Annotated in this window: 15 protein-coding genes; 6 read left to right on the forward strand and 9 right to left on the reverse strand. The window is 60.3% G+C overall.

Translation table 11 applies throughout. The features are described from left to right. Positions 1–60: 60 nt before the first annotated feature. From IPJ76_15245 to IPJ76_15255, 3 genes are all read right to left on the reverse strand, one after another. Positions 61–1,482 carry a T9SS type A sorting domain-containing protein gene (locus tag IPJ76_15245; GenBank protein ID QQR85944.1) on the reverse strand — a complete coding sequence of 474 codons (1,422 nt, stop codon included), beginning with the start codon at positions 1,480–1,482 and terminating at the stop codon, positions 61–63. 892 nt (positions 1,483–2,374) lie between these two features. Further along, positions 2,375–3,586, reverse strand: a complete 1,212-nt coding sequence (locus IPJ76_15250) for a porin (protein ID QQR85945.1) — start codon at positions 3,584–3,586, stop codon at positions 2,375–2,377. Between the two features lie 107 nt (positions 3,587–3,693). Continuing rightward, the gene (locus tag IPJ76_15255) at positions 3,694–4,260 is read right to left on the reverse strand and encodes a hypothetical protein (protein QQR85946.1); all 567 of its coding nucleotides are present in this window, start codon (positions 4,258–4,260) and stop codon (positions 3,694–3,696) included. Between the two features lie 104 nt (positions 4,261–4,364). Here IPJ76_15255 and porQ point away from each other — a divergent pair, with 104 nt between their 5' ends. Both porQ and IPJ76_15265 read left to right on the forward strand, forming a co-directional pair. Beyond that, positions 4,365–5,438: a type IX secretion system protein PorQ gene (gene porQ / locus IPJ76_15260; GenBank protein QQR85947.1), complete on the forward strand. Its 1,074-nt coding sequence runs from the start codon at positions 4,365–4,367 to the stop codon at positions 5,436–5,438. 34 nt (positions 5,439–5,472) lie between these two features. After that, positions 5,473–6,174: a (d)CMP kinase gene (locus IPJ76_15265; GenBank protein QQR85948.1), complete on the forward strand. Its 702-nt coding sequence runs from the start codon at positions 5,473–5,475 to the stop codon at positions 6,172–6,174. A 27-nt stretch (positions 6,175–6,201) separates the two neighbouring features. Here the strand turns inward: IPJ76_15265 and IPJ76_15270 are convergent, their stop codons facing one another. The 3 genes from IPJ76_15270 to IPJ76_15280 are packed head-to-tail and all read right to left on the reverse strand — an operon-like array spanning position 6,202 to position 8,104. Next, the gene (locus tag IPJ76_15270) at positions 6,202–6,561 is read right to left on the reverse strand and encodes a protein tyrosine phosphatase (protein ID QQR85949.1); all 360 of its coding nucleotides are present in this window, start codon (positions 6,559–6,561) and stop codon (positions 6,202–6,204) included. Next, complete coding sequence (locus tag IPJ76_15275; GenBank protein QQR85950.1) at positions 6,554–6,868, reverse strand: hypothetical protein; 315 nt, start codon at positions 6,866–6,868, stop codon at positions 6,554–6,556. Before IPJ76_15275 ends, IPJ76_15270 begins: the two co-directional genes overlap by 8 nt. Positions 6,869–6,877: 9 nt before the next feature. Further along, positions 6,878–8,104, reverse strand: coding sequence for a 4-hydroxy-3-methylbut-2-enyl diphosphate reductase (locus IPJ76_15280; protein QQR85951.1), 1,227 nt, complete (start codon positions 8,102–8,104; stop codon positions 6,878–6,880). Between the two features lie 357 nt (positions 8,105–8,461). Here IPJ76_15280 and rpsA point away from each other — a divergent pair, with 357 nt between their 5' ends. Continuing rightward, complete coding sequence (gene rpsA / locus IPJ76_15285) at positions 8,462–10,366, forward strand: 30S ribosomal protein S1 (protein QQR88479.1); 1,905 nt, start codon at positions 8,462–8,464, stop codon at positions 10,364–10,366. A gap of 64 nt (positions 10,367–10,430) precedes the next feature. Here the strand turns inward: rpsA and IPJ76_15290 are convergent, their stop codons facing one another. The 3 genes from IPJ76_15290 to IPJ76_15300 form a co-directional block, all read right to left on the reverse strand. Continuing rightward, positions 10,431–12,203 carry a M1 family metallopeptidase gene (locus IPJ76_15290; GenBank protein QQR85952.1) on the reverse strand — a complete coding sequence of 591 codons (1,773 nt, stop codon included), beginning with the start codon at positions 12,201–12,203 and terminating at the stop codon, positions 10,431–10,433. A 54-nt stretch (positions 12,204–12,257) separates the two neighbouring features. Next, the gene (locus tag IPJ76_15295; GenBank protein QQR85953.1) at positions 12,258–12,665 is read right to left on the reverse strand and encodes a hypothetical protein; all 408 of its coding nucleotides are present in this window, start codon (positions 12,663–12,665) and stop codon (positions 12,258–12,260) included. A gap of 179 nt (positions 12,666–12,844) precedes the next feature. Further along, entirely contained in the window at positions 12,845–15,118 is a 2,274-nt protein-coding gene (locus IPJ76_15300; GenBank protein QQR85954.1) for a beta-N-acetylhexosaminidase, read from the reverse strand. Between the two features lie 114 nt (positions 15,119–15,232). Here IPJ76_15300 and IPJ76_15305 point away from each other — a divergent pair, with 114 nt between their 5' ends. The 3 genes from IPJ76_15305 to IPJ76_15315 all read left to right on the forward strand — a co-directional run bounded on the left by IPJ76_15305 (position 15,233) and on the right by IPJ76_15315 (position 17,291). Next, complete coding sequence (locus IPJ76_15305) at positions 15,233–15,799, forward strand: 30S ribosomal protein S16 (protein ID QQR85955.1); 567 nt, start codon at positions 15,233–15,235, stop codon at positions 15,797–15,799. A 249-nt stretch (positions 15,800–16,048) separates the two neighbouring features. After that, the gene (gene rimM / locus IPJ76_15310; protein QQR85956.1) at positions 16,049–16,582 is read left to right on the forward strand and encodes a 16S rRNA processing protein RimM; all 534 of its coding nucleotides are present in this window, start codon (positions 16,049–16,051) and stop codon (positions 16,580–16,582) included. A 4-nt stretch (positions 16,583–16,586) separates the two neighbouring features. Continuing rightward, entirely contained in the window at positions 16,587–17,291 is a 705-nt protein-coding gene (locus tag IPJ76_15315) for a methyltransferase (protein QQR85957.1), read from the forward strand. The last annotated feature ends 92 nt before the right edge of the window (positions 17,292–17,383 follow it).

Below are 17,383 nucleotides of genomic sequence, written 5' to 3' on the forward strand. Positions count from 1 at the left end.
ACGTGTGCCCCCTAACCAGAAAGCCCCGGACTGCCGGGGCTTTCTGGTTTCAATGAAGACCTACTGGCGCACTAGGCGCTCACTCCAGAGCCGCAGCCCATCGCTGTACGCGGAAAGCACGTACATGCCAGAGGTGAGTGTACTGATATCCAATGTGCCGCGCTGGTCTGCGAAGCCACCTTTCATCAGGACTTCCCGTCCGGCTGCGTCATGGATCCGCCACGCATCAGGTCGCGCGGGCCCGTCTACGGAAACCGTTATGACGCCTGTGGTTGGGTTGGGGTAGGTGTTGAACAGCGTAGCCGCAGCCCCCTCAGAGATCGCAACGTCCGGAGGCAGCGCAGGCCACCAAAGTGATGGCATCATTTGAACGCCGTAGCCCGGGAATGGAGGGACGCCCACGTAAACCGCATCCTTCGCAAATCCACAACTACTTCCGGCCAAATTCGGCTGGGCGATCACAGATGCGAACGCACTATCGGGGTTCGTCGACGGCAAGCGTGAATGGGAGAGTATGGTGCCCGCCGGCGAGAGTTGCATATGCGAGCCGTACGATATCGTCCCACCTGTATCCACGGCGATCGTATCGACTGAAAGGGCAATAGTAGCACTATCATAGGGTGCCAATTCCAACTGCACAAGCGCCGGGTCCCCGAACCAGGGATTGTTCAGTTGAACGTACAAGAGTTCACCGTTAGGGGAAAATTCAAACGACTGGATTTCTTGCGTGAAGAGCACATCCACTGGATCGTCCAAGGTGCCCGAAGAACGGTTGCATCTGAACAGTCGAATCGACGTTTCGCTGGACCTGAATGTCACGAACGTTGCATTGCGGTCGGTCTTGCCCCATGACCAATTCGGCATCCATGGGTAGGCCGTTTGGGAATAGTGCGCCGTGTATGGGAAAGGAGTAGACCCCGCAACGATACGGAACCCGAGGATCTCGCTTGTTCCAGGCAAGGAGGCAAGCAGCCATGTCGTATCCGCCGAAAATCCTGAGAAGGCAGTGACCCCTTGCACATTGGTTGCCATGAGAACTCCTTTATTGGCGGTAACGTCCCCGAACCCTGAACTCAGGGACATGTCCACTTCCGTGTACCGCAGTTCCCCTCCATTGCTTGTGGCAGTGAGCGTCACTAGTAAGTGAACGTGCGCAGAGACCGTGACGATGAGCGATTGGATGGCTGTGCCGAGCGGAGCGATGTTGTGCCCATTCGGCATAGTATCTCCCAGGCTATTGATGACATGCTGGCCATCGCATCGGAGAAGTAGATCGCCGTTCAGGGGATCGGACAAAGCGGAGTGTTGATAGGAACCTCCCAGAAATCCGGACGGCAGAGCTTGAGGGGTCCCTCCGGAAAAATTGAGCTGGTAAGCGACGTCAAGGTACCAATTGTCCCAGCGGTGATCAGGCCATTGCTGGCTTTGGACCAGGGGCGCCAAGAGGACCGTTTGGGCCAAGGCCAGGAATGTTCGTCTCATGGCCGATCAGCAAGGTGTTGGACCTACCTTGATCCCGAAACCAGCGCCACAGGCCATGTTCGGAAGTGGACCTGCACCATAGCACACACCACAGGCCGTACCGGAATAGGAACCTGGGCAAGCGAATGTGATGCCAGCACAAAGCACTACCGAGTTGATGCTTACGGCTGCCGCAGGAAGTGTGTAGGTGCCGTTGCCCGGCGGAACAGAGTATGGGACTGATGAGAAACCTCCTCCAGTGCTATACCAGACCACAACATTGAGCGTCGCACCGGATGTGTTCCCGTACCCGAAGATCGGCGGCGGCATGTCGGGCGCAGATGTGAAGGAGGAGGACAACACGGATGATAACAGTGCGATCGCGGCTATTGCGCACGCGAAAATGGACCGACTTGCATTTCCGAAGTTGTGCTTTCGGGCCTTCCTCAGCGTAGCGGACGCTTGGTCGTTTGGTCGTTTGGTCGTTTGGTCGTTTCCATGATGAGGTGGTTTTGGGCGCCGGTGAATTCCGGCCTCGTGAAGATGGCACGATTTCGAGGCAGAGTGCTGCCCGAGTTCATCGTTTGCGGTGGAAGTCGAGCGGAGGCGTGAAGCGCGCTTAGTGGCACGCCTTTGAAGGCCGCGAGCACCGACGACCGTGTTCATCCTCAGCGCCGACAACCGCAAGCGCTTGCGTCCCGGTCTTTCGGGAGACATCGAGGACATCGACGCACGTTACACCAAGGGCATGCGCTTTTACGTACGTCACCGAGATGATCGAAGTGGTGAAGCACGCACTGCTGAAGGAGAAAGTGGAGCACGCGCTGCAGGTGGCGTGAGGACAGGGGGACATGCGTTCATGGGGCCATGTGTCCATGTGACCATGGGTCCATATGGAAGATCCCGGAACTGATCAGAAGTTGAGCTGCGCCTGTAACCGCAGGAACTGTCCCTTTTGCTTGTTGTCCTGCTTGGCGAAGTCTTCGTACCGGCGATCGCCGATGTAGTACTCGCAGACGAGTTCGAAGTTTTTGATCGGCTGCCATTCAATGCCGAATTCGATGTCGTTCACGAAGTAGCTGCGGGCGTCGAGTTCATGCTTCTTGCCGCCCTCGTAAACCTGGTAACGCACGAAGGGGAATATGATCTGCTTGCCGATCTGCACCCGGTACGTGGCCGTCGCGAAACCGCCGCTCAGATCACGTGTCTCGATGCTATCTGAAACTGTGTTGAACTCCGGCCCACGGCCCACATTGTATTCGGCCAGTAGGCCGAACGGTTTGGGTGCGAGGTTCAGGCTCCCCACGAAACGGGTGTCCTCGTACACGAAGCCATCGCTGCCCTTCACGTTGGCGCTGCGCTGGTCGCTGCCCACCAAGTAGTTGCCGGTATAACCCGCTGCGGCCACCTCCAGGATCTGGCTCTTGATGGCGAACGGCCACGTGAGGCGTGCCACGAAGTGCGGCTCCTCATCGGCTTCGCTGCGGTTGGCGGTTTGCCCATTGTAGGCCCCGACGGCGAAGACGCCGTAGTCGCCGCTGCCCTTCAAGCCATCGGCTACCAGCATCCGGTAGCGCTCACGGATCCTCTTTGGCGCCCACATGAAGAAGACGCCAAGATCGCGCTCGTTGCTGTGCGCGCTGTTGGTGGCATCCGCACGGTCGAGCGGTAGGCGGTTCTGGCTGCTCTGCAGGTTCTCGAAGCCGAAGGGGACCTTGCTTTGGCCCAGGCGGAACCTGAATTCGTTGTCGGCATCCATACCGAGATCCATGTACCAATCGCGCAGTTGGGTAATGTTATTGGTGGTGCCTGCGGCGCTGGCGAAGTCCGGCTGCAGGTAGATGAAGACCTGCTTGTGAACGTACCCTTGGAATATGATGCGGGCCCGCCGGATGAAGAAGCCACCGCCTTCACCAATGCTCTTGTCGCACTGTTCGCACTTGAACTTCTCGTTCGTTTCAAGCAAGCGGTTGTACCGGATCTGGCCGTAGCCGCGGATGCCGAAGCTCTCGTACCAAGGCTTCTTGGTCGGCGTTCTTGCCTTGGTGGTGTCCGACTGCCCCAAGGACAGCAGTGGGACCAGGAATACCAGAAGTGCGCAGCGGCGGGTAGCGCTCAGTTTCATGTGCCGTCGTGTTAAGGCGGCGCAAGAGTATCCTTAGCTCAACGTTAGCCTAATGTTCAGAAAATGAAGGCTGTGTTAGATCCATGTTACCCGATGGCCGTGGATCTTCATCGGCACGGTGCCAGCAATGCACTAGTGCAAAGCCGCTTGGATCTACCCATGTCAGCCACCCAGCGCTCAACGTTCGATGTGACAACGGGCGGTGGCGCTTGTTGGAAGTCCCGGACTTGCCAAGCCTGCACATCGGTAAGCCCGGTGAAGGCCTCACCATAGGCAGCGATGCCTGCGCGCGCGCTGTCCTCAGGGCAAATGGCGATCATCAGTGCATACAGTTGCTGGCTGTAGGTCAGTGCCTCGGATGCCAAGCCGCCTTCCTCAAAAGGCCCTTGCGCTTTTTCCTCGCTCACCGCAGGACCGGTCAAGGCTTCATCCAGTGCGAAAAGGCGTTCACTGGCACGCTCATACAGCACGTTCACGCTGTCGGACAGTAAGCGGCCTTCCGCGCAAGCCATTTGTTGGAGGTAGGCGTACTTCTGCTCCAGCATGTCCTTCGAAGCCGTAAGCGAATCCTCCAGGGAATTGTTCACGCGCTGGAACTCTTCAATGGGGCCATTGCAAGCGGAGAGGAAGAGGCCGCACACGAGCAAAGGGACGAGCAGGTCGGGTTTCCTCATATCGCTGCCAAAGTACCGGCCGAGGGTCTCCGCCCCGGGCAATACCGCGCCGATATCTTCGTTGCCCAGCAGCCAACCCTAGGCATGCACCCCGCAAGACCCTGATGCGAATCCTCATCTCAGCCACTTTCTCCTTGGCCGCGCTCACTGGCATCGCCCAGTTGGGCGGCCAGTCATCGTTCGCCGTGTTGGACATTCCGAGCAGCGCCCGTGTGGCAGCGCTGGGCGGCAACAACATCGCTGTGCAGGATGCCGATGTGAACCTCGGGTTCTATAACCCCGCGCTGCTGAACAAGGAGATGGAGCGGCAATTCGCGCTCAGCTACCTGCGCTGGTTCAACAAGGCCGACATCAACATCGGCTACTTCGGTTATGCCCACCACTTCGATAGCTTGAAGACCACCGTGAGCGGCAACTTCCAGTTCGTGGACTACGGCAAGTTCCGCCGCACGGACGATACCGGTACCGACCTGGGCGAGTTCACCGCTGGTGAGTACGCCGTACAGATCGGCGCGGCGCGGCCCATCGACAGCCTGTTCACCGTAGGCGTGAACGCGAAGGTGCTCTTCAGCCAATTGGAAGAATACACCAGCACAGCAGTAGCCATGGATGTCGGCGGCGTTTACCACAAGCCCGGTGGTCTGCTCACCATTGCGGCCATGCTGCGCAACATCGGCTACCAGACCAGCACCTTCACTGACGAACGCGAGGACATGCCGTTCCAAGTGCAGTTGGGGACCACCTACAAGTTCCGCCATGCACCGTTCCGTCTGGGCCTCATGCTCGAGAACCTCCAGAAGTGGGACCTCACGTACGACGACCCCAATGCCCGCGTGAACATCGACCCGACAACGGGCGAGGTCATCGAGGAGAAGGTGACCTTCATGGACAAGGCCTTGTTGCATGTGGTCGGCAACGTGGAGGTGATGCTCGGCAAGAACTTCCACCTGCGCTTCGGCTACAATTATCGCCGTAGGCAGGAACTGAAGGTGGAGGACAAGCCGGGCATCGCGGGCATCAGCTTCGGGGCGGGCATCCGCGTGGCGAAGATCCACGTGAGCTACGGCTACGCGCAGTACAACCTGGCGGGCGCCAGCAATAGCTTCACGGTAGCCGTTCGCCTCAACGATTTCCGTCGCCAGCCGGTTGCCATGCCCACGGTGGTGCCTGCGGGCTGATCCCGGAATACCTTGGCCGCGCTACCCCCAGCGCGTGCGCCGCATCACTATCGCCATCGACGGCTTTTCCTCCTGCGGGAAGAGTACCCTGGCCAAGCAGTTGGCGCACCACCTGCATTACACCTACATCGACAGCGGGGCCATGTACCGCGCAGTGGCGCTGTACGTCATCGAGAACGGGCTGGTGACCGAAGGTCAGCTGAATTCAACGGCTCTTTTGCGGGTGCTGAAACACATCCACATCGGCTTCAAGCACGATGATGGCACGCAGCGCAGCGAGACCTGGTTGGACGGCCGCAACGTGGAGCACCGCATCCGTGAAATGGACGTGAGCCACCATGTGACATTGGTGAGCCCCGTGCCCGAGGTGCGCGCCAAGCTGGTGCAGTTGCAGCAGCACATGGGGCAGGGCGGGGGCGTGGTGATGGACGGACGCGACATCGGCTCCGTGGTCTTCCCGCAGGCCGAGGTGAAGTTCTTCATGACCGCCAGCCCGGAGGTGAGGGCCCAGCGGCGCTACTTGGAACTGAAGGGACGCGGTGCCACCGTAACGCTGGAGGACGTGCTGGAGAACATCGCCCGTCGCGATCTGGACGATACCACCCGCGCCGCCGATCCGCTCATCCAGGCCCCGGACGCCATCGTCATCGACAACAGCGACCTCACCTCCGAAGAGCAGTTCGACATTGCACTAGGCCGTGTAGTGAAGGTGATCGGTGTGGTGACGGAAGCGTAGCAAGCTTCAAGTGTCAAGGCTCAAGTGTCAAGCTCCAAGAAGCCCGCGCCGGAGAACATCCTCGAACTTGTCCTTCAGGATGGCGACCAACTCCGGTTGCATGAAGTCATAGATGTCCTCGATGCAGAGGCAGACGATCGGTTTCTTCTCATACCATTCAGGGAAGCGATCGCGGATGGTGTTCCGGTGGCGCTTCTCCATGACAACAACGGCATCGGCCCACTCGAGATGCCATTCTTCGAGGACCACCGTGGCAGTGCGGTCCGTACCGGCGGAGTCCACATCGAAGCGCGGGTCGTTCTCGTAGATCTTGTGCGCGGTCGCCGACCGCAACCGGTTCACGGTGCAGACGAAGAGGATTCTCCTTTTTTCGGGACGCTCACTCATCGCCCGCGCGGAGGTGGCCACAAGCTGCACAGACCTTAGCGGCTGGTGTGCGGTAAGGCTTCCCGCATGAGCTGCAAAGCGGTCCATGCATCGAAAGCGCGTGATGCATTATCGCATTGGGCTCTGTTTCTGCGAAGCCGGTCAGGGCGTTGTAGTAGTCCAGCAGTGGTTTGGCACGCGCTTCACGGGAAAAGTCCGGGCCGGTCGGTTTGAACATGAGCCCATATAATCTTTTTGCTTCCGCGAATTCGGTGTCATCCAGCATGGGTACGACCATCTTGCAACGCCAACAGTAGAGTTCCTTCATGTTGAATGGTCAGGCGGTGCAAAAACCTGAAATGGTCTCCAAAGGGTCGCGCACCCCCTCCACAAACCCCACCCCCTTCAGCATCACCCGGTCCAACAACGTATCCGGGCAGCTAGCGCCGCTGGTGAGGATGATCGTCAGCGGTCGTTTGGCAGGTAGCCAATTCGCGGTGCGTTCCAGTTTCTGCTCGGGATAGTTGAAGTGTTCGATCTCGTCGGCGCTCAGGATCTCCTTCTCGCCGTTGATGAAGTACGTCGGGAACTTGTGCTCCAACAGTTCCACCAAGTGACTGGTGTTGCTGCTGTTGTAGCCGCCCACCACCAAGGCCAGGTCGGCCTCTTGCTTCAGCAGTTCGTTGGTGGCGTCCTGGTTGTCGTTGGTGGCGTAGCAGAGGGTATCGCGCGTGTCGGCGAAGTGGTTCTTCAGGTCGGCTTCACCGTGTTTCTTCGCCATCACTTGTTTCAGGTGGTCGGCGATCGCCTGCGTTTCCGTGGCGAGCATGGTGGTCTGGTTCACCACGCCGATGCGCGCGAGGTCTTTCGCCGGGTCGAAACCGGGCGTGCACTTCTTCCCGAAACGCTCCGCGAAGTGCGTTGCTGGCAGTTCACCGAGGATGATGCGACCCAGTTCTTCGGCCTCGGCCATGTCCTTCACGATCACCGCTGGCGCCCCGGCGGCCGTATGGCTGAAGGTGGCGCGCGTCTCCTCGTGGCTGGCCTTGCCGTGGATCACCACGGAATAGTCCTGGGTGCCGAGCTGGGCACTGCGTTTCCACACCTTCTCCACGAAGGGGCAGGTGGTGTTGTGCTTCAATGGGTCGATGCCGATGGCGCGCAGCCGGGCCTCCGTTTCCAACGTGGTGCCGAACGCCGGAATGATGACGATGTCCTCCGCCGTCAGTTCGTTCCAGTCCATCAGCATCTGACCGTGGGTGTCTTGGATGAAGCGCAGGCCGTGGCTTTCGAGATCGGCGTTCACCTCCGGGTTGTGGATCATCTGGCTCAGCAGGAAGATCCGTTTGCCTGGGTTTTCTTCAAGCGCCTTGTAGCTGATCTCGATGGCGTTCTCCACCCCGTAACAGAACCCGAAATGCCTTGCGAACACAAACCGCACAGGGCCCAGGTCGAGGACGGTAGGGCTGAGGTCTTTCTTCTTGGGGTCTTGGGCCTTGCGCCACGCCTTCAACCGGCCGATGAGGTTGCTGCGGTAGTGGGTGGGGATGGTGAAGGAGCGCATCGGTGGGCGAAAGTAGAGAGCCATAGTACCATACCACTTGTGCCCATGTGTTCATGTGGCCATGGGTCCATGGGGTGCAAGCCGCTCTGGCTGTCCACTTCCGCTTGTTGTGCCGTGCAATTCAGTGCGCATCCGTGTTCGGGCTTCTTCGACCCCGGAAGTCGAGCCTCCATGGGCACATGCACACATGGCCACATGAACACATGCTTCCCCCCGGCTACATTCGCGCTCCCTTTTCGGGAAGGTCCGTGCAGTGGCACCCCGGGCCCAACATCCAAAACCCTCTCTGGCGTGCCGCCCTGGCCAGGGATACAAGTGAAGTGAGCCCCTATGGCTACTGAACAGAAAGAGGCGACGATGGCGCCGCGCAGCAGCGCATCCATCAACGACGGCAAGATCTCCTTTGCCGAACCACCCGCGGATTTCGATTGGAACAGCCTCGGCGACGATAACGTCGGTGGCGTTGCGCGCGAGACCCTGGAGAAGAGCTACGAGGAAAGCCTCAGCAGCATCGCCGAGAAGAGCGTGCTGGAAGGCACCGTGGTGGCCGTGGGCAAGAAGGAAGTGGTGATCAACATCGGCTACAAGAGCGAAGGTGTTGTACCCGTGAGCGAGTTCCGCTACAAGCCCGACCTCGCCATTGGTGACAAGGTTGAGGTGTACATCGAGAAGCAGGAGGACAAGGGCGGCCAGATGGTCATCAGCCACAAGACGGCGCGTGTGCACCGTGCCTGGGGCCGCGTGAACGATGCCCTGATGAAGGACGAGATCATCACCGGTTTCGTGAAGTGCCGCACCAAGGGTGGTCTCATCGTGGACGTGTTCGGTCTCGAAGCGTTCCTGCCCGGCAGCCAGATCGACGTGAAGCCGATCCGCGACTACGACCAGTTCGTGGGCAAGAACATGGAGTTCAAGGTGGTGAAGATCAACCAGGAGTTCAAGAACGTGGTGGTCTCGCACAAGGCGCTCATCGAAGCCGAACTGGAAGCCCAGAAGAAGCAGATCATCGGTGGCCTGGAGAAGGGCCAGGTGCTCGAGGGCACCGTCAAGAACATCACCACCTACGGTGTGTTCGTGGACCTCGGTGGCGTGGACGGACTGGTGCACATCACGGACCTCAGCTGGGGCCGCGTGAACCATCCGGAGGAGATCGTGAAGCTCGACGACAAGATCAATGTCGTTATCCTGGAGTTCGACGACGAGCGCAAGCGTATCGCCCTCGGCATGAAGCAACTGCAGCCCCACCCGTGGGATGCGCTGAGCGCCGAGATGAACGTGGGCGACAAGGTGAAGGGCAAGGTGATGGTGATCACCGACTACGGCGCGTTCGTGGAAGTGAAGCCGGGCGTGGAAGGCCTGCTGCACGTGAGCGAGATGAGCTGGAGCCAGCACCTGCGCAGCCCGAAGGACTTCCTGAAGGAACAGCAGGAGATCGATTGCGTGATCCTGAACATCGACCGCGACGCGCGCAAGATGAGCCTGGGCATGAAGCAGCTCACGGCCGACCCTTGGTCGGACATCGAGTTCAAGTACCCTGTGGGCAGCCGCCACCAGGCCAAGGCCCGCAGCCTCACCCACTTCGGCATCTTCGCCGAGCTGGAGGATGGCGTGGACGGCCTCATCCACATCAGCGACCTCAGCTGGACCAAGCGCATCAAGCACCCGAGCGAGTTCTGCGCCGTGGGCGACACCATCGAAGTGCAGGTGCTGGAAGTGGACAAGGAGAACCGCCGCTTGAGCCTCGGCCACAAGCAGGTGGAGGAGAACCCCTGGGAGGTGTTCGCCAACGTCTTCACACCGCTCAGCACGCATGAAGGCACCATCATCGGCCGCGCTGGCCAGAACTACGTGGTGGCACTGCCCTACGGCGTTGAAGGCATGGTTAGCGCCAAGAACCTGCGCAAAGAGGACGGCAGCAAGGCCGCCTTGGAGGACAAGCTGCCCTTCGTGGTGCTCGAGTTCAACGCAGAGGCACGCCGCATCGTGCTCAGCCACACACGCACCTTCGAGGTCGGCGACGACAGCGAAGTGGCAGCCGCAACCAGCGCACCGCGCCGCGGCCGCAAGGCCGGTGCCGATGGCGATACCGGTGGCGGACAGAGCCCGAGCGTGAAGAGCGTTAACGACAAAGTGGAGAAGAGCACCCTCGGTGATCTCAGCGTCCTCAGCGCCCTGAAGAGCAAGATGGAAGCCGGCGAGTCGGCTGCCAAGGACAAGAAGAGCAAGAAGAAGGAAGAAGAGGAAGGCGCCAGCGAAGAGTAAGCGCTGCTCTCAAGGAACAAGGCTGCGGCCCTTCCGGAAGGAGGGGCCGCGGTCGTTCTGGAGCTCAGAAGTACGGAGTTGGGCGGTTGTTCACTTTCACCTTGCCCGATGGTATCGAACTGCCCGCAGCCTTGTCCGCCTTCCTCGCGGTCGCGTACCAGTTCGCATCCACCTCAACTTTCGCTTTCTTGCCCTTGGTGGTGTACAGCTTGATCCACTCCGTACTCACCGTTCCGTAGCCGCGTTCGCCGTTGATGATCAATCCAACGGGCATGGTGAAGCCCTCAACACAGTTCGTCCAGCGGACCCAGAGTTCCTTCTTCTTCACGCCGTACTCCAGCACCGGCACTTGCGTGGTACGCAGGTACTGATCGAAGATGCTCTTGTTGAGCAATGCGCGCGTGTCCTCGTTGTAGTTGATGATGAAGTCCTCCACCGCAGCGCTGGTGGCCGGCACGAAGCGGAAGCGCTGGTGCATGGCGCGCATCATCGCTTTGAACACGCTGTCGCCGGTGACCTGGCGCACCATGTGCACCAGCGCGGCACCCTTGTAGTACATGTCACCGCTGCCTTCCTGGTTCACGCCGTACGGTCCAATGATGGGCCTGTCGTTGGCGATGTTCTTCCGCACCCCGGCGGCGTAGGCGTTCGCGGCGTCCTTGCCCAGCAGGCACTCCGTGAAGACCACTTCGCTGTACATGGTGAAGCCCTCGTGCACCCACATGTCGGCGATGTCGGCCGTGGTGATGTTGTTGCCGAACCACTCGTGGCCGCTCTCGTGGATGATGATGTAGTCCCACTTCAGCCCGTGGCCGGTGCCGCTCAGGTCCCTGCCGAGGTAGCCATTCAGGTATTGGTTTCCGTAGGCCACCGCGCTCTGGTGCTCCATGCCGAGGTGAGGCGATTCCACCAGTTTGTAGCCGTCCTGGTAGAACGGGTAAGGGCCGAACCAGTCCTCGAAACAGGTCAGCATGGGCTTCACTTGTTTGAACTGTTCGCGGGCTTTCCTTTCATTGTAGGCCAGCACCCAGTAGTCGCAGTCGAGCTTGCCGTTCAACCCGTCGTACGTCTCATCGAAGTGCGCATACTTGCCGATGTACGGCACGAGGTTGTAGAGGTTGATCGGGCTCGTTACCACCCAATGCCAAGTGCTGGTGCCGTTGTTGTGCTTGGATGTGCTTTGTAGGCGCCCATTGCCCACTGCTTGCAAACCGTCGGGCACGGTGATGTGCAGCATGGCTCCTGCATCGGGCTCGTCGCTTTGGTGGTCTTTGCACGGGTACCACACGCTGGCGCCCAGACCCTGGCACGCCACGCTCATCCACGGGTTCCCTTCTGCGTCCGTTTTCCAGATCCAGCCGCCGTCCCAAGGCGGGTTTTTCGCGGCACGCGGGGTTCCGTGGTAGTAGATGGTGATGGATGACAGATCGCCGCTCTTCATGGTGTCAGGAAGATCCACCCAGACCACATTGCCCTCGCGTGCCACGTTGGCGATGCGCTTCTCGCTGATCAGGAACGCGCCGTCGCGGAAGACATCCACACTCGTGGTGATGCTGTCCACTACCAAGGGTTGTTGCAGGTCGATCTGCATGCGGTTCCCCGTGGCCAGGGCCGCGAACGATATGATGGTGGTACCGCGGATGGATTTGCTCTTGAAGTCGGGTGCAACGCTCACATCGTAGTGCGTAGCGTTCCACCATGCACGGCCAGGGCCGATGCTCCCGCGAAGCGTATCGGCCTTCGTGAACACCGTGCTGCCATCGCCGAGTTGGGCGTTGGCGCTTAGGAAGGCGGCTATCGCCGCCGCGGTAGCAGCGTACCTGATGGTGGAAGTCATGCTGGAAATGTAGGCGCCTGCCTAAAGGGTGCGCTCGAGGCCACTACGAACGGTTCAAGGCTTGGCGGGCGCTGCTGGGATCGGGGCCACAGGCTTGGGTTCCACGGCCGAAGGCATCGGTTGCGGGATCTCTTGCACCATTGTTCCATCAGCATTGCGCACCTGCACACCGAGCTTGCGTTGCGCGTATTTGTGCACCAGCACGCGCTGGTTGTTCATGGCCTCGGCCGAATCCGTGAAGAGCAGGAGGTCGTGGTCGGCCACATGCTTGAAGCTGCCGTACTCCTTCATCACGCGTTCCATGATCTGTTCGGTGGTGAAGCGCTCGCTCGTCACGAACACGTCGGTCATCTGCACCGTGGGGCCGTTGCGCCAGTTGCCGATCGCATAGGCGTAGATGGGCTTCTGGGCGAGCGCGGCCGTCGCCATCAGCAGCAGGAGGGAGGCGAGGAGGGTTCTCATGGTAAAGCGGCTACGCAAATGTCATGCTTGGATCAGTTATTCAACCCGATTCCTTCCTACTGGATCGCTTCGTCGCAGAGCTTCCTCGCGATGACGTACGTGCGATCGGCCCTGGTGGCGGGTCGCACCCACGTCATCGCGAGCGCCTTCATAGGCGCGAAGCGATCCAGTCAACTTGTCTACCGCACTTCGATCTCGTCCAGGAACAACCACGCCGGATTTCCTGCCCCGGCCATGCCCGCCGGTATGCGCACCGTGTTCTTCACCTCGAAGCGCACGGCCGCCGCCCCGACTTCCTTCAGGTCGATACCGAGGTGCACGTTGCCTTGGGCGTCCTTTTCAGGTTTCACCGTGCCTTGCACCGCGAACGTCTTTCCGTCCAAGCTCGTGCTGATGACGACCTGCTCGGGCAGATGGATCCACGATGAGTGCTCCTCCAAGGCGCCGATGCCCACATGTGTGAGCATCTTGCCCAAGGACAAGTGGACCGTAATGGTGACGTCGCTGCGCCAGCCGAGCCACTCGTAGTTCACGCGGCGTTCACCCGCATGGATGCCGTCCACCAAGGTCAACGGGCCGCCATCGTCGTAGCGCTCGTTCGGCAACGGATTGCAGGTGATCGCCTGTGCAGTTGCCCAGTTGAAGTCGAAGCGCTTGCGCGCAATTGGGCCAGTGCTGCCGTTGTTCATGGTGAAGCCCTGCACTTCGCAATCCGCATCGATGGTGAGCGGCTGGCTGTAGCGCCCCAAGCGGCCTTGCTCCGAGTACGGAGGTCGTGTTATGGTGTACATAAGGTCGAGGCCGAGGGGGGAGGAGAGGCCCACTGTCAAACGTCCTGGTTCATTGCCGCGGACGATGGTCGTTTCCACTTGGTAAATGCTCTTGCTCGCGTTCACGCCCATGGCCTCCAAACGCGGGAACTCTTGCAACAAGCGGGCTATGAAATCCTTCTCGTTGCGTTTCTCCTTCGGGCTCCACAACACTTCCGCCAAAGCCAGCATGCGCGGCACGGCCATGTACTCCACATGCTCCGGTGTGTTGATGTACTCCGTCCAAACGTTGCCTTGGGCGCCGAGGATGTACTGTCCTTCTTCCGCCGTCAGTTCGCTTGGAATGGGCTCGAAGCTGTACACCTTCTGCACGGTCGTGTGACCGCCGATGGCCAGCGGCTCTTGGGCCGGGTCGCCTTGGTAATGGTCGAAGTAGCAGTGCGAGCCAGGGGTCATCACCACATTGTGTTTCTGCTTGGCTGCTGCAATGCCGCCTTCGGTGCCGCGCCAGCTCATCACGGCTGCGTTCGGCGCCAGACCGCCTTCCAGGATCTCGTCCCAGCCGATGATCTTACGGCCGCTCGCGTTCACGAACTTCTCCATGCGCTGGATGAAATGGCTCTGCAGCTCGTGTTCGTCTTTCAGCCCGTTCGCCTTCATGCGCTCCTGGCATTTCGTGCAGGTCTTCCAGCGTTCCTTGGGGCATTCATCGCCGCCGATGTGGATGTACTGGCCCGGGAACAGCGTCATCACTTCCGTGAGCACGTTCTCCAGCATCGCGAAAACGCTGTCGTTGCCGGCGCAGAACACATCGTCGAACACGCCCCAGCCCCGTTCCACGTCGAATGGTCCACCCGTACAGCTCAACTCAGGGTATGCCGCCAACGCCGCCATGGCATGCCCCGGCATCTCTATTTCCGGTACCACGGTGATGTGCCGCTTCGCTGCGTAGGCCACAATATCCTTCACTTCCTCTTGCGTGTAGAAGCCGCCGTAGTGCAGTGTGTCGTACTGCCGGTCGCGGTAGTGGCCCACCATGCTGCCGTTGCGCCAAGCGCCTACTTCGGTGAGCCTCGGGTAGCGCTTGATCTCGATGCGCCAGCCTTGGTCATCGGTCAGGTGCCAGTGGAAGGTGTTCATCTTGTAGCGGGCGAGCAGGTCGATGTACTTCTTGATGAAGTCGGCCGGCATGAAATGCCTGCACACGTCGAGGTGCATGCCCCGCCACCCAAAGCGCGGTTGGTCGCTGATCATGGCACACGGCACGGCCGGGCTGGCGGTGCCGGGTGGGGGCAGGAGTTGCAAGAACGTTTGTATGCCGCGGAACACGCCGGCTTCATCCGTTCCGTAAAGGCCGGCGCCCTCGGGCACGATGGTCAGTTCGTAGCCCTCCGGCTTCAAGCCCTTGTTCGGGGCGAGGCCAAGGGCGACCACCTTGCCCATGCCCCGGTGCACCTGCTCGATATCCGCATCAATGCCCACAGATCGCAGTCCCGCTTGCAGGAACTCAGCCTCGTCCCGGAGCTCCAGCTTGTAGATGGCGATGGTGGTGCCGGTGAGATCGAAACGCCCTTGGGTCCATTCCAGTCGTTCGGGCTGGGGGATAAGGGGGGGATCGACCTGGCCGAGCGCCATGCTCGAGCAGGCGAGGCCAAGGATGCAGGAAAGCGTGTGGTGCTTCATGGGCGCGACTTCCGGGCGGGGTAAAGATGGCCAAGCAAGCTTGGGGCCGCCTGTTTGTCCGATCCGGCTACATTCGCAGCCCATTTCGGTAAAACAACCAACAACAACCGCGACATGCCAACTCGCATCCGCCTTCAGAGAAAAGGCAAAAAAGGCCAGCCTTACTACCACATCGTAGTGGCTGATCAGCGCGCTCCGCGCGACGGTAAGTACATCGAACGGATCGGTGCTTACGACCCCAACCAGAACCCTGCGTTCATCGAGATCAACAGCGAGAAAGCGCTGGATTGGATGCAGAAGGGTGCCCAGCCCACAGACACCTGCCGGGCCATCCTCAGCTACCGTGGCCTGGTGTACAAGAACCACCTGATGAACGGTGTGAAGAAGGGTGCTTTCGATGCCACCGAGGCCGAGCGCCGCTTCGATAGCTGGATGAACGAGAAGACCGCCAAGATCGAGGGCAAGAAGAGCAAGCTGAGCCAGATGGCCCAAGCGGAGATGAACACCCGCGTGGCCGACGAGACCAAGAAGGCCAAGGCCATGGCAGAGAAGCTCAGCGCGAAGCTGGCTGAAGCCACGGCTGCCGCTGAGGCTGCTGCCGCTCCCGCTGTCGAAGCGGCTGCTGAAGCTGCAACCGACGCTCCTGCCGACGCTGCTCCTGAGGCTCCGGCCGCTGAGTAAGCGATCAATGCAACCGCTCGAAGCCCTGTCCACGGACGGGGCTTCGTCTTTTCTGCCGGTCCGCGTTTGCAACGCGGACCAACGGGGATTGCGTCTGTAAGGCACGTAGGGTACCTCATCACTTTGGATGAGGGAGGGCACTTGTGCACGGGCCACTACATTCACCGCACCTGCCGGTCTGCGTTTGCAACGCGGACCTATGGGAAGTGCGTCTGTGACGCGCACGAAGACAACGCCACCGCCACTCCAATGATGGACCTCGACAGCCTGCACCACTTGGGCCGCTTGGGCAAACCATGGGGCCACCAAGGTGAGCTCACCGTGCACTTGGAATCGGTGGAGCCGGAGGATATCCAGCACGCCGGTGCCCTGTTCGTGGACATCGAGGGGCAGAAGGTGCCGTTCTTCTTCAGCAAGCTGCACGACAAAGGCCGCGAGCTGCTCATCAAGTTCGATGATATCGAGGACCCGCAAGCCGCCGCGTTGCTCGTGGGCCGCGACATCTATGCGCCACCCGGCCACCTGGCCGATGGCAGCGATGAGAGCTGGGATCCCGAGGAGTTCATCGGGTGCATCGTCATGGACGATGTGCACGGCGAACTGGGCGAGGTGACCGGATTGGAAGGTTCGGATGGCAACCCGGTCCTGGTGGTGCTCAAGGGCGAGCACGAGATCCTCATCCCGGTGAACGACGACATCATCGTGGGGCTTGATCCCGAGGAGAACATCATCCAGGTGCGGACCCCGCCGGGATTGGTGGAGTTGTACCGGGGCGAGAGCTAGGGGTATGGAGCCTTTCCGCTTCAAGCAGTTCAGTGTACTTCACCATCGTAGCACCATCAAGGTGGGTACGGATGCTGTGCTGTTGGGTGCGTGGGCGGATGTGACGAGCGCTACACGCATTTTGGACATTGGGACCGGTTGCGGAGTATTGACCCTCATTGCAGCCCAACGAAGCCCGACCGGGCAAGTGCACGGCGTTGAGATCGATGATGCCTCGGCGGAAGAGGCGGCGGAGAACGCGGCTGCCAGCCCATGGTCAAACCGCATCCGCATCCATCGCATGGATGTGCGGAAGCTGAGGACCTCTGAACGCTTCGATCATATCATCAGCAACCCGCCGTTCTACGCGGGCGAAGAACCGAGCCCTGATGCGCGCAAGAGCGTGGCCAAGCACGGCGCTGGTCTGAAGCTGGGCGAACTGATCCGTTCCATCGCCGACCTTTTGGCCGATGATGGAAGAGCCTCGCTCATCGTTCCGATGAACCGGAGCGAGGAACTGATCGACCTGGCAGCAGCAGCTCGGCTTGCGTTGCGACGACGCACGGTTGTCCGGTACGTGGCGCAACGACCTGCCAAACGCGCGTTGCTCGAGTTCCGGAGAGACGCGGGACCTGTCGAGGAGCATGAACTCCTTGTGGAGCACACCGGCACCAAGGACTTCACGCCGCAGTACCGGGCGATGGTAAGCGACCTGCTGCTGAACTTCTAGTGGGCTCATCCCGCTTCCCGCTCATCGAACAAGATGCCGTGAGCAGACCATATCGTGTTGCGGGACTCCGCGACGATAGAGGTTGGTTCCGA

The sequence above is a fragment of the Flavobacteriales bacterium genome, from assembly GCA_016699575.1.
Lineage (GTDB): Bacteria > Bacteroidota > Bacteroidia > Flavobacteriales_F > PHOS-HE28 > PHOS-HE28.

What these genes read in the sequence shown, in the direction of transcription:
- IPJ76_15250 (QQR85945.1), bottom strand. Translation starts at nt 3,586, where the DNA reads ATGAAACTGAGCGCTACCCGCCGCTGCGCACTTCTGGTATTCCTGGTC.
- rpsA (QQR88479.1), top strand. Translation starts at nt 8,462, where the DNA reads ATGGCGCCGCGCAGCAGCGCATCCATCAACGACGGCAAGATCTCCTTT.
- IPJ76_15290 (QQR85952.1), bottom strand. Translation starts at nt 12,203, where the DNA reads ATGACTTCCACCATCAGGTACGCTGCTACCGCGGCGGCGATAGCCGCC.
- IPJ76_15300 (QQR85954.1), bottom strand. Translation starts at nt 15,118, where the DNA reads ATGAAGCACCACACGCTTTCCTGCATCCTTGGCCTCGCCTGCTCGAGC.
- IPJ76_15280 (QQR85951.1), bottom strand. Translation starts at nt 8,104, where the DNA reads ATGCGCTCCTTCACCATCCCCACCCACTACCGCAGCAACCTCATCGGC.
- IPJ76_15270 (QQR85949.1), bottom strand. Translation starts at nt 6,561, where the DNA reads ATGAGTGAGCGTCCCGAAAAAAGGAGAATCCTCTTCGTCTGCACCGTG.
- IPJ76_15295 (QQR85953.1), bottom strand. Translation starts at nt 12,665, where the DNA reads ATGAGAACCCTCCTCGCCTCCCTCCTGCTGCTGATGGCGACGGCCGCG.
- rimM (QQR85956.1), top strand. Translation starts at nt 16,049, where the DNA reads ATGATGGACCTCGACAGCCTGCACCACTTGGGCCGCTTGGGCAAACCA.
- IPJ76_15315 (QQR85957.1), top strand. Translation starts at nt 16,587, where the DNA reads ATGGAGCCTTTCCGCTTCAAGCAGTTCAGTGTACTTCACCATCGTAGC.
- IPJ76_15255 (QQR85946.1), bottom strand. Translation starts at nt 4,260, where the DNA reads ATGAGGAAACCCGACCTGCTCGTCCCTTTGCTCGTGTGCGGCCTCTTC.
- IPJ76_15245 (QQR85944.1), bottom strand. Translation starts at nt 1,482, where the DNA reads ATGAGACGAACATTCCTGGCCTTGGCCCAAACGGTCCTCTTGGCGCCC.
- IPJ76_15305 (QQR85955.1), top strand. Translation starts at nt 15,233, where the DNA reads ATGCCAACTCGCATCCGCCTTCAGAGAAAAGGCAAAAAAGGCCAGCCT.
- porQ (QQR85947.1), top strand. Translation starts at nt 4,365, where the DNA reads ATGCGAATCCTCATCTCAGCCACTTTCTCCTTGGCCGCGCTCACTGGC.
- IPJ76_15275 (QQR85950.1), bottom strand. Translation starts at nt 6,868, where the DNA reads ATGAAGGAACTCTACTGTTGGCGTTGCAAGATGGTCGTACCCATGCTG.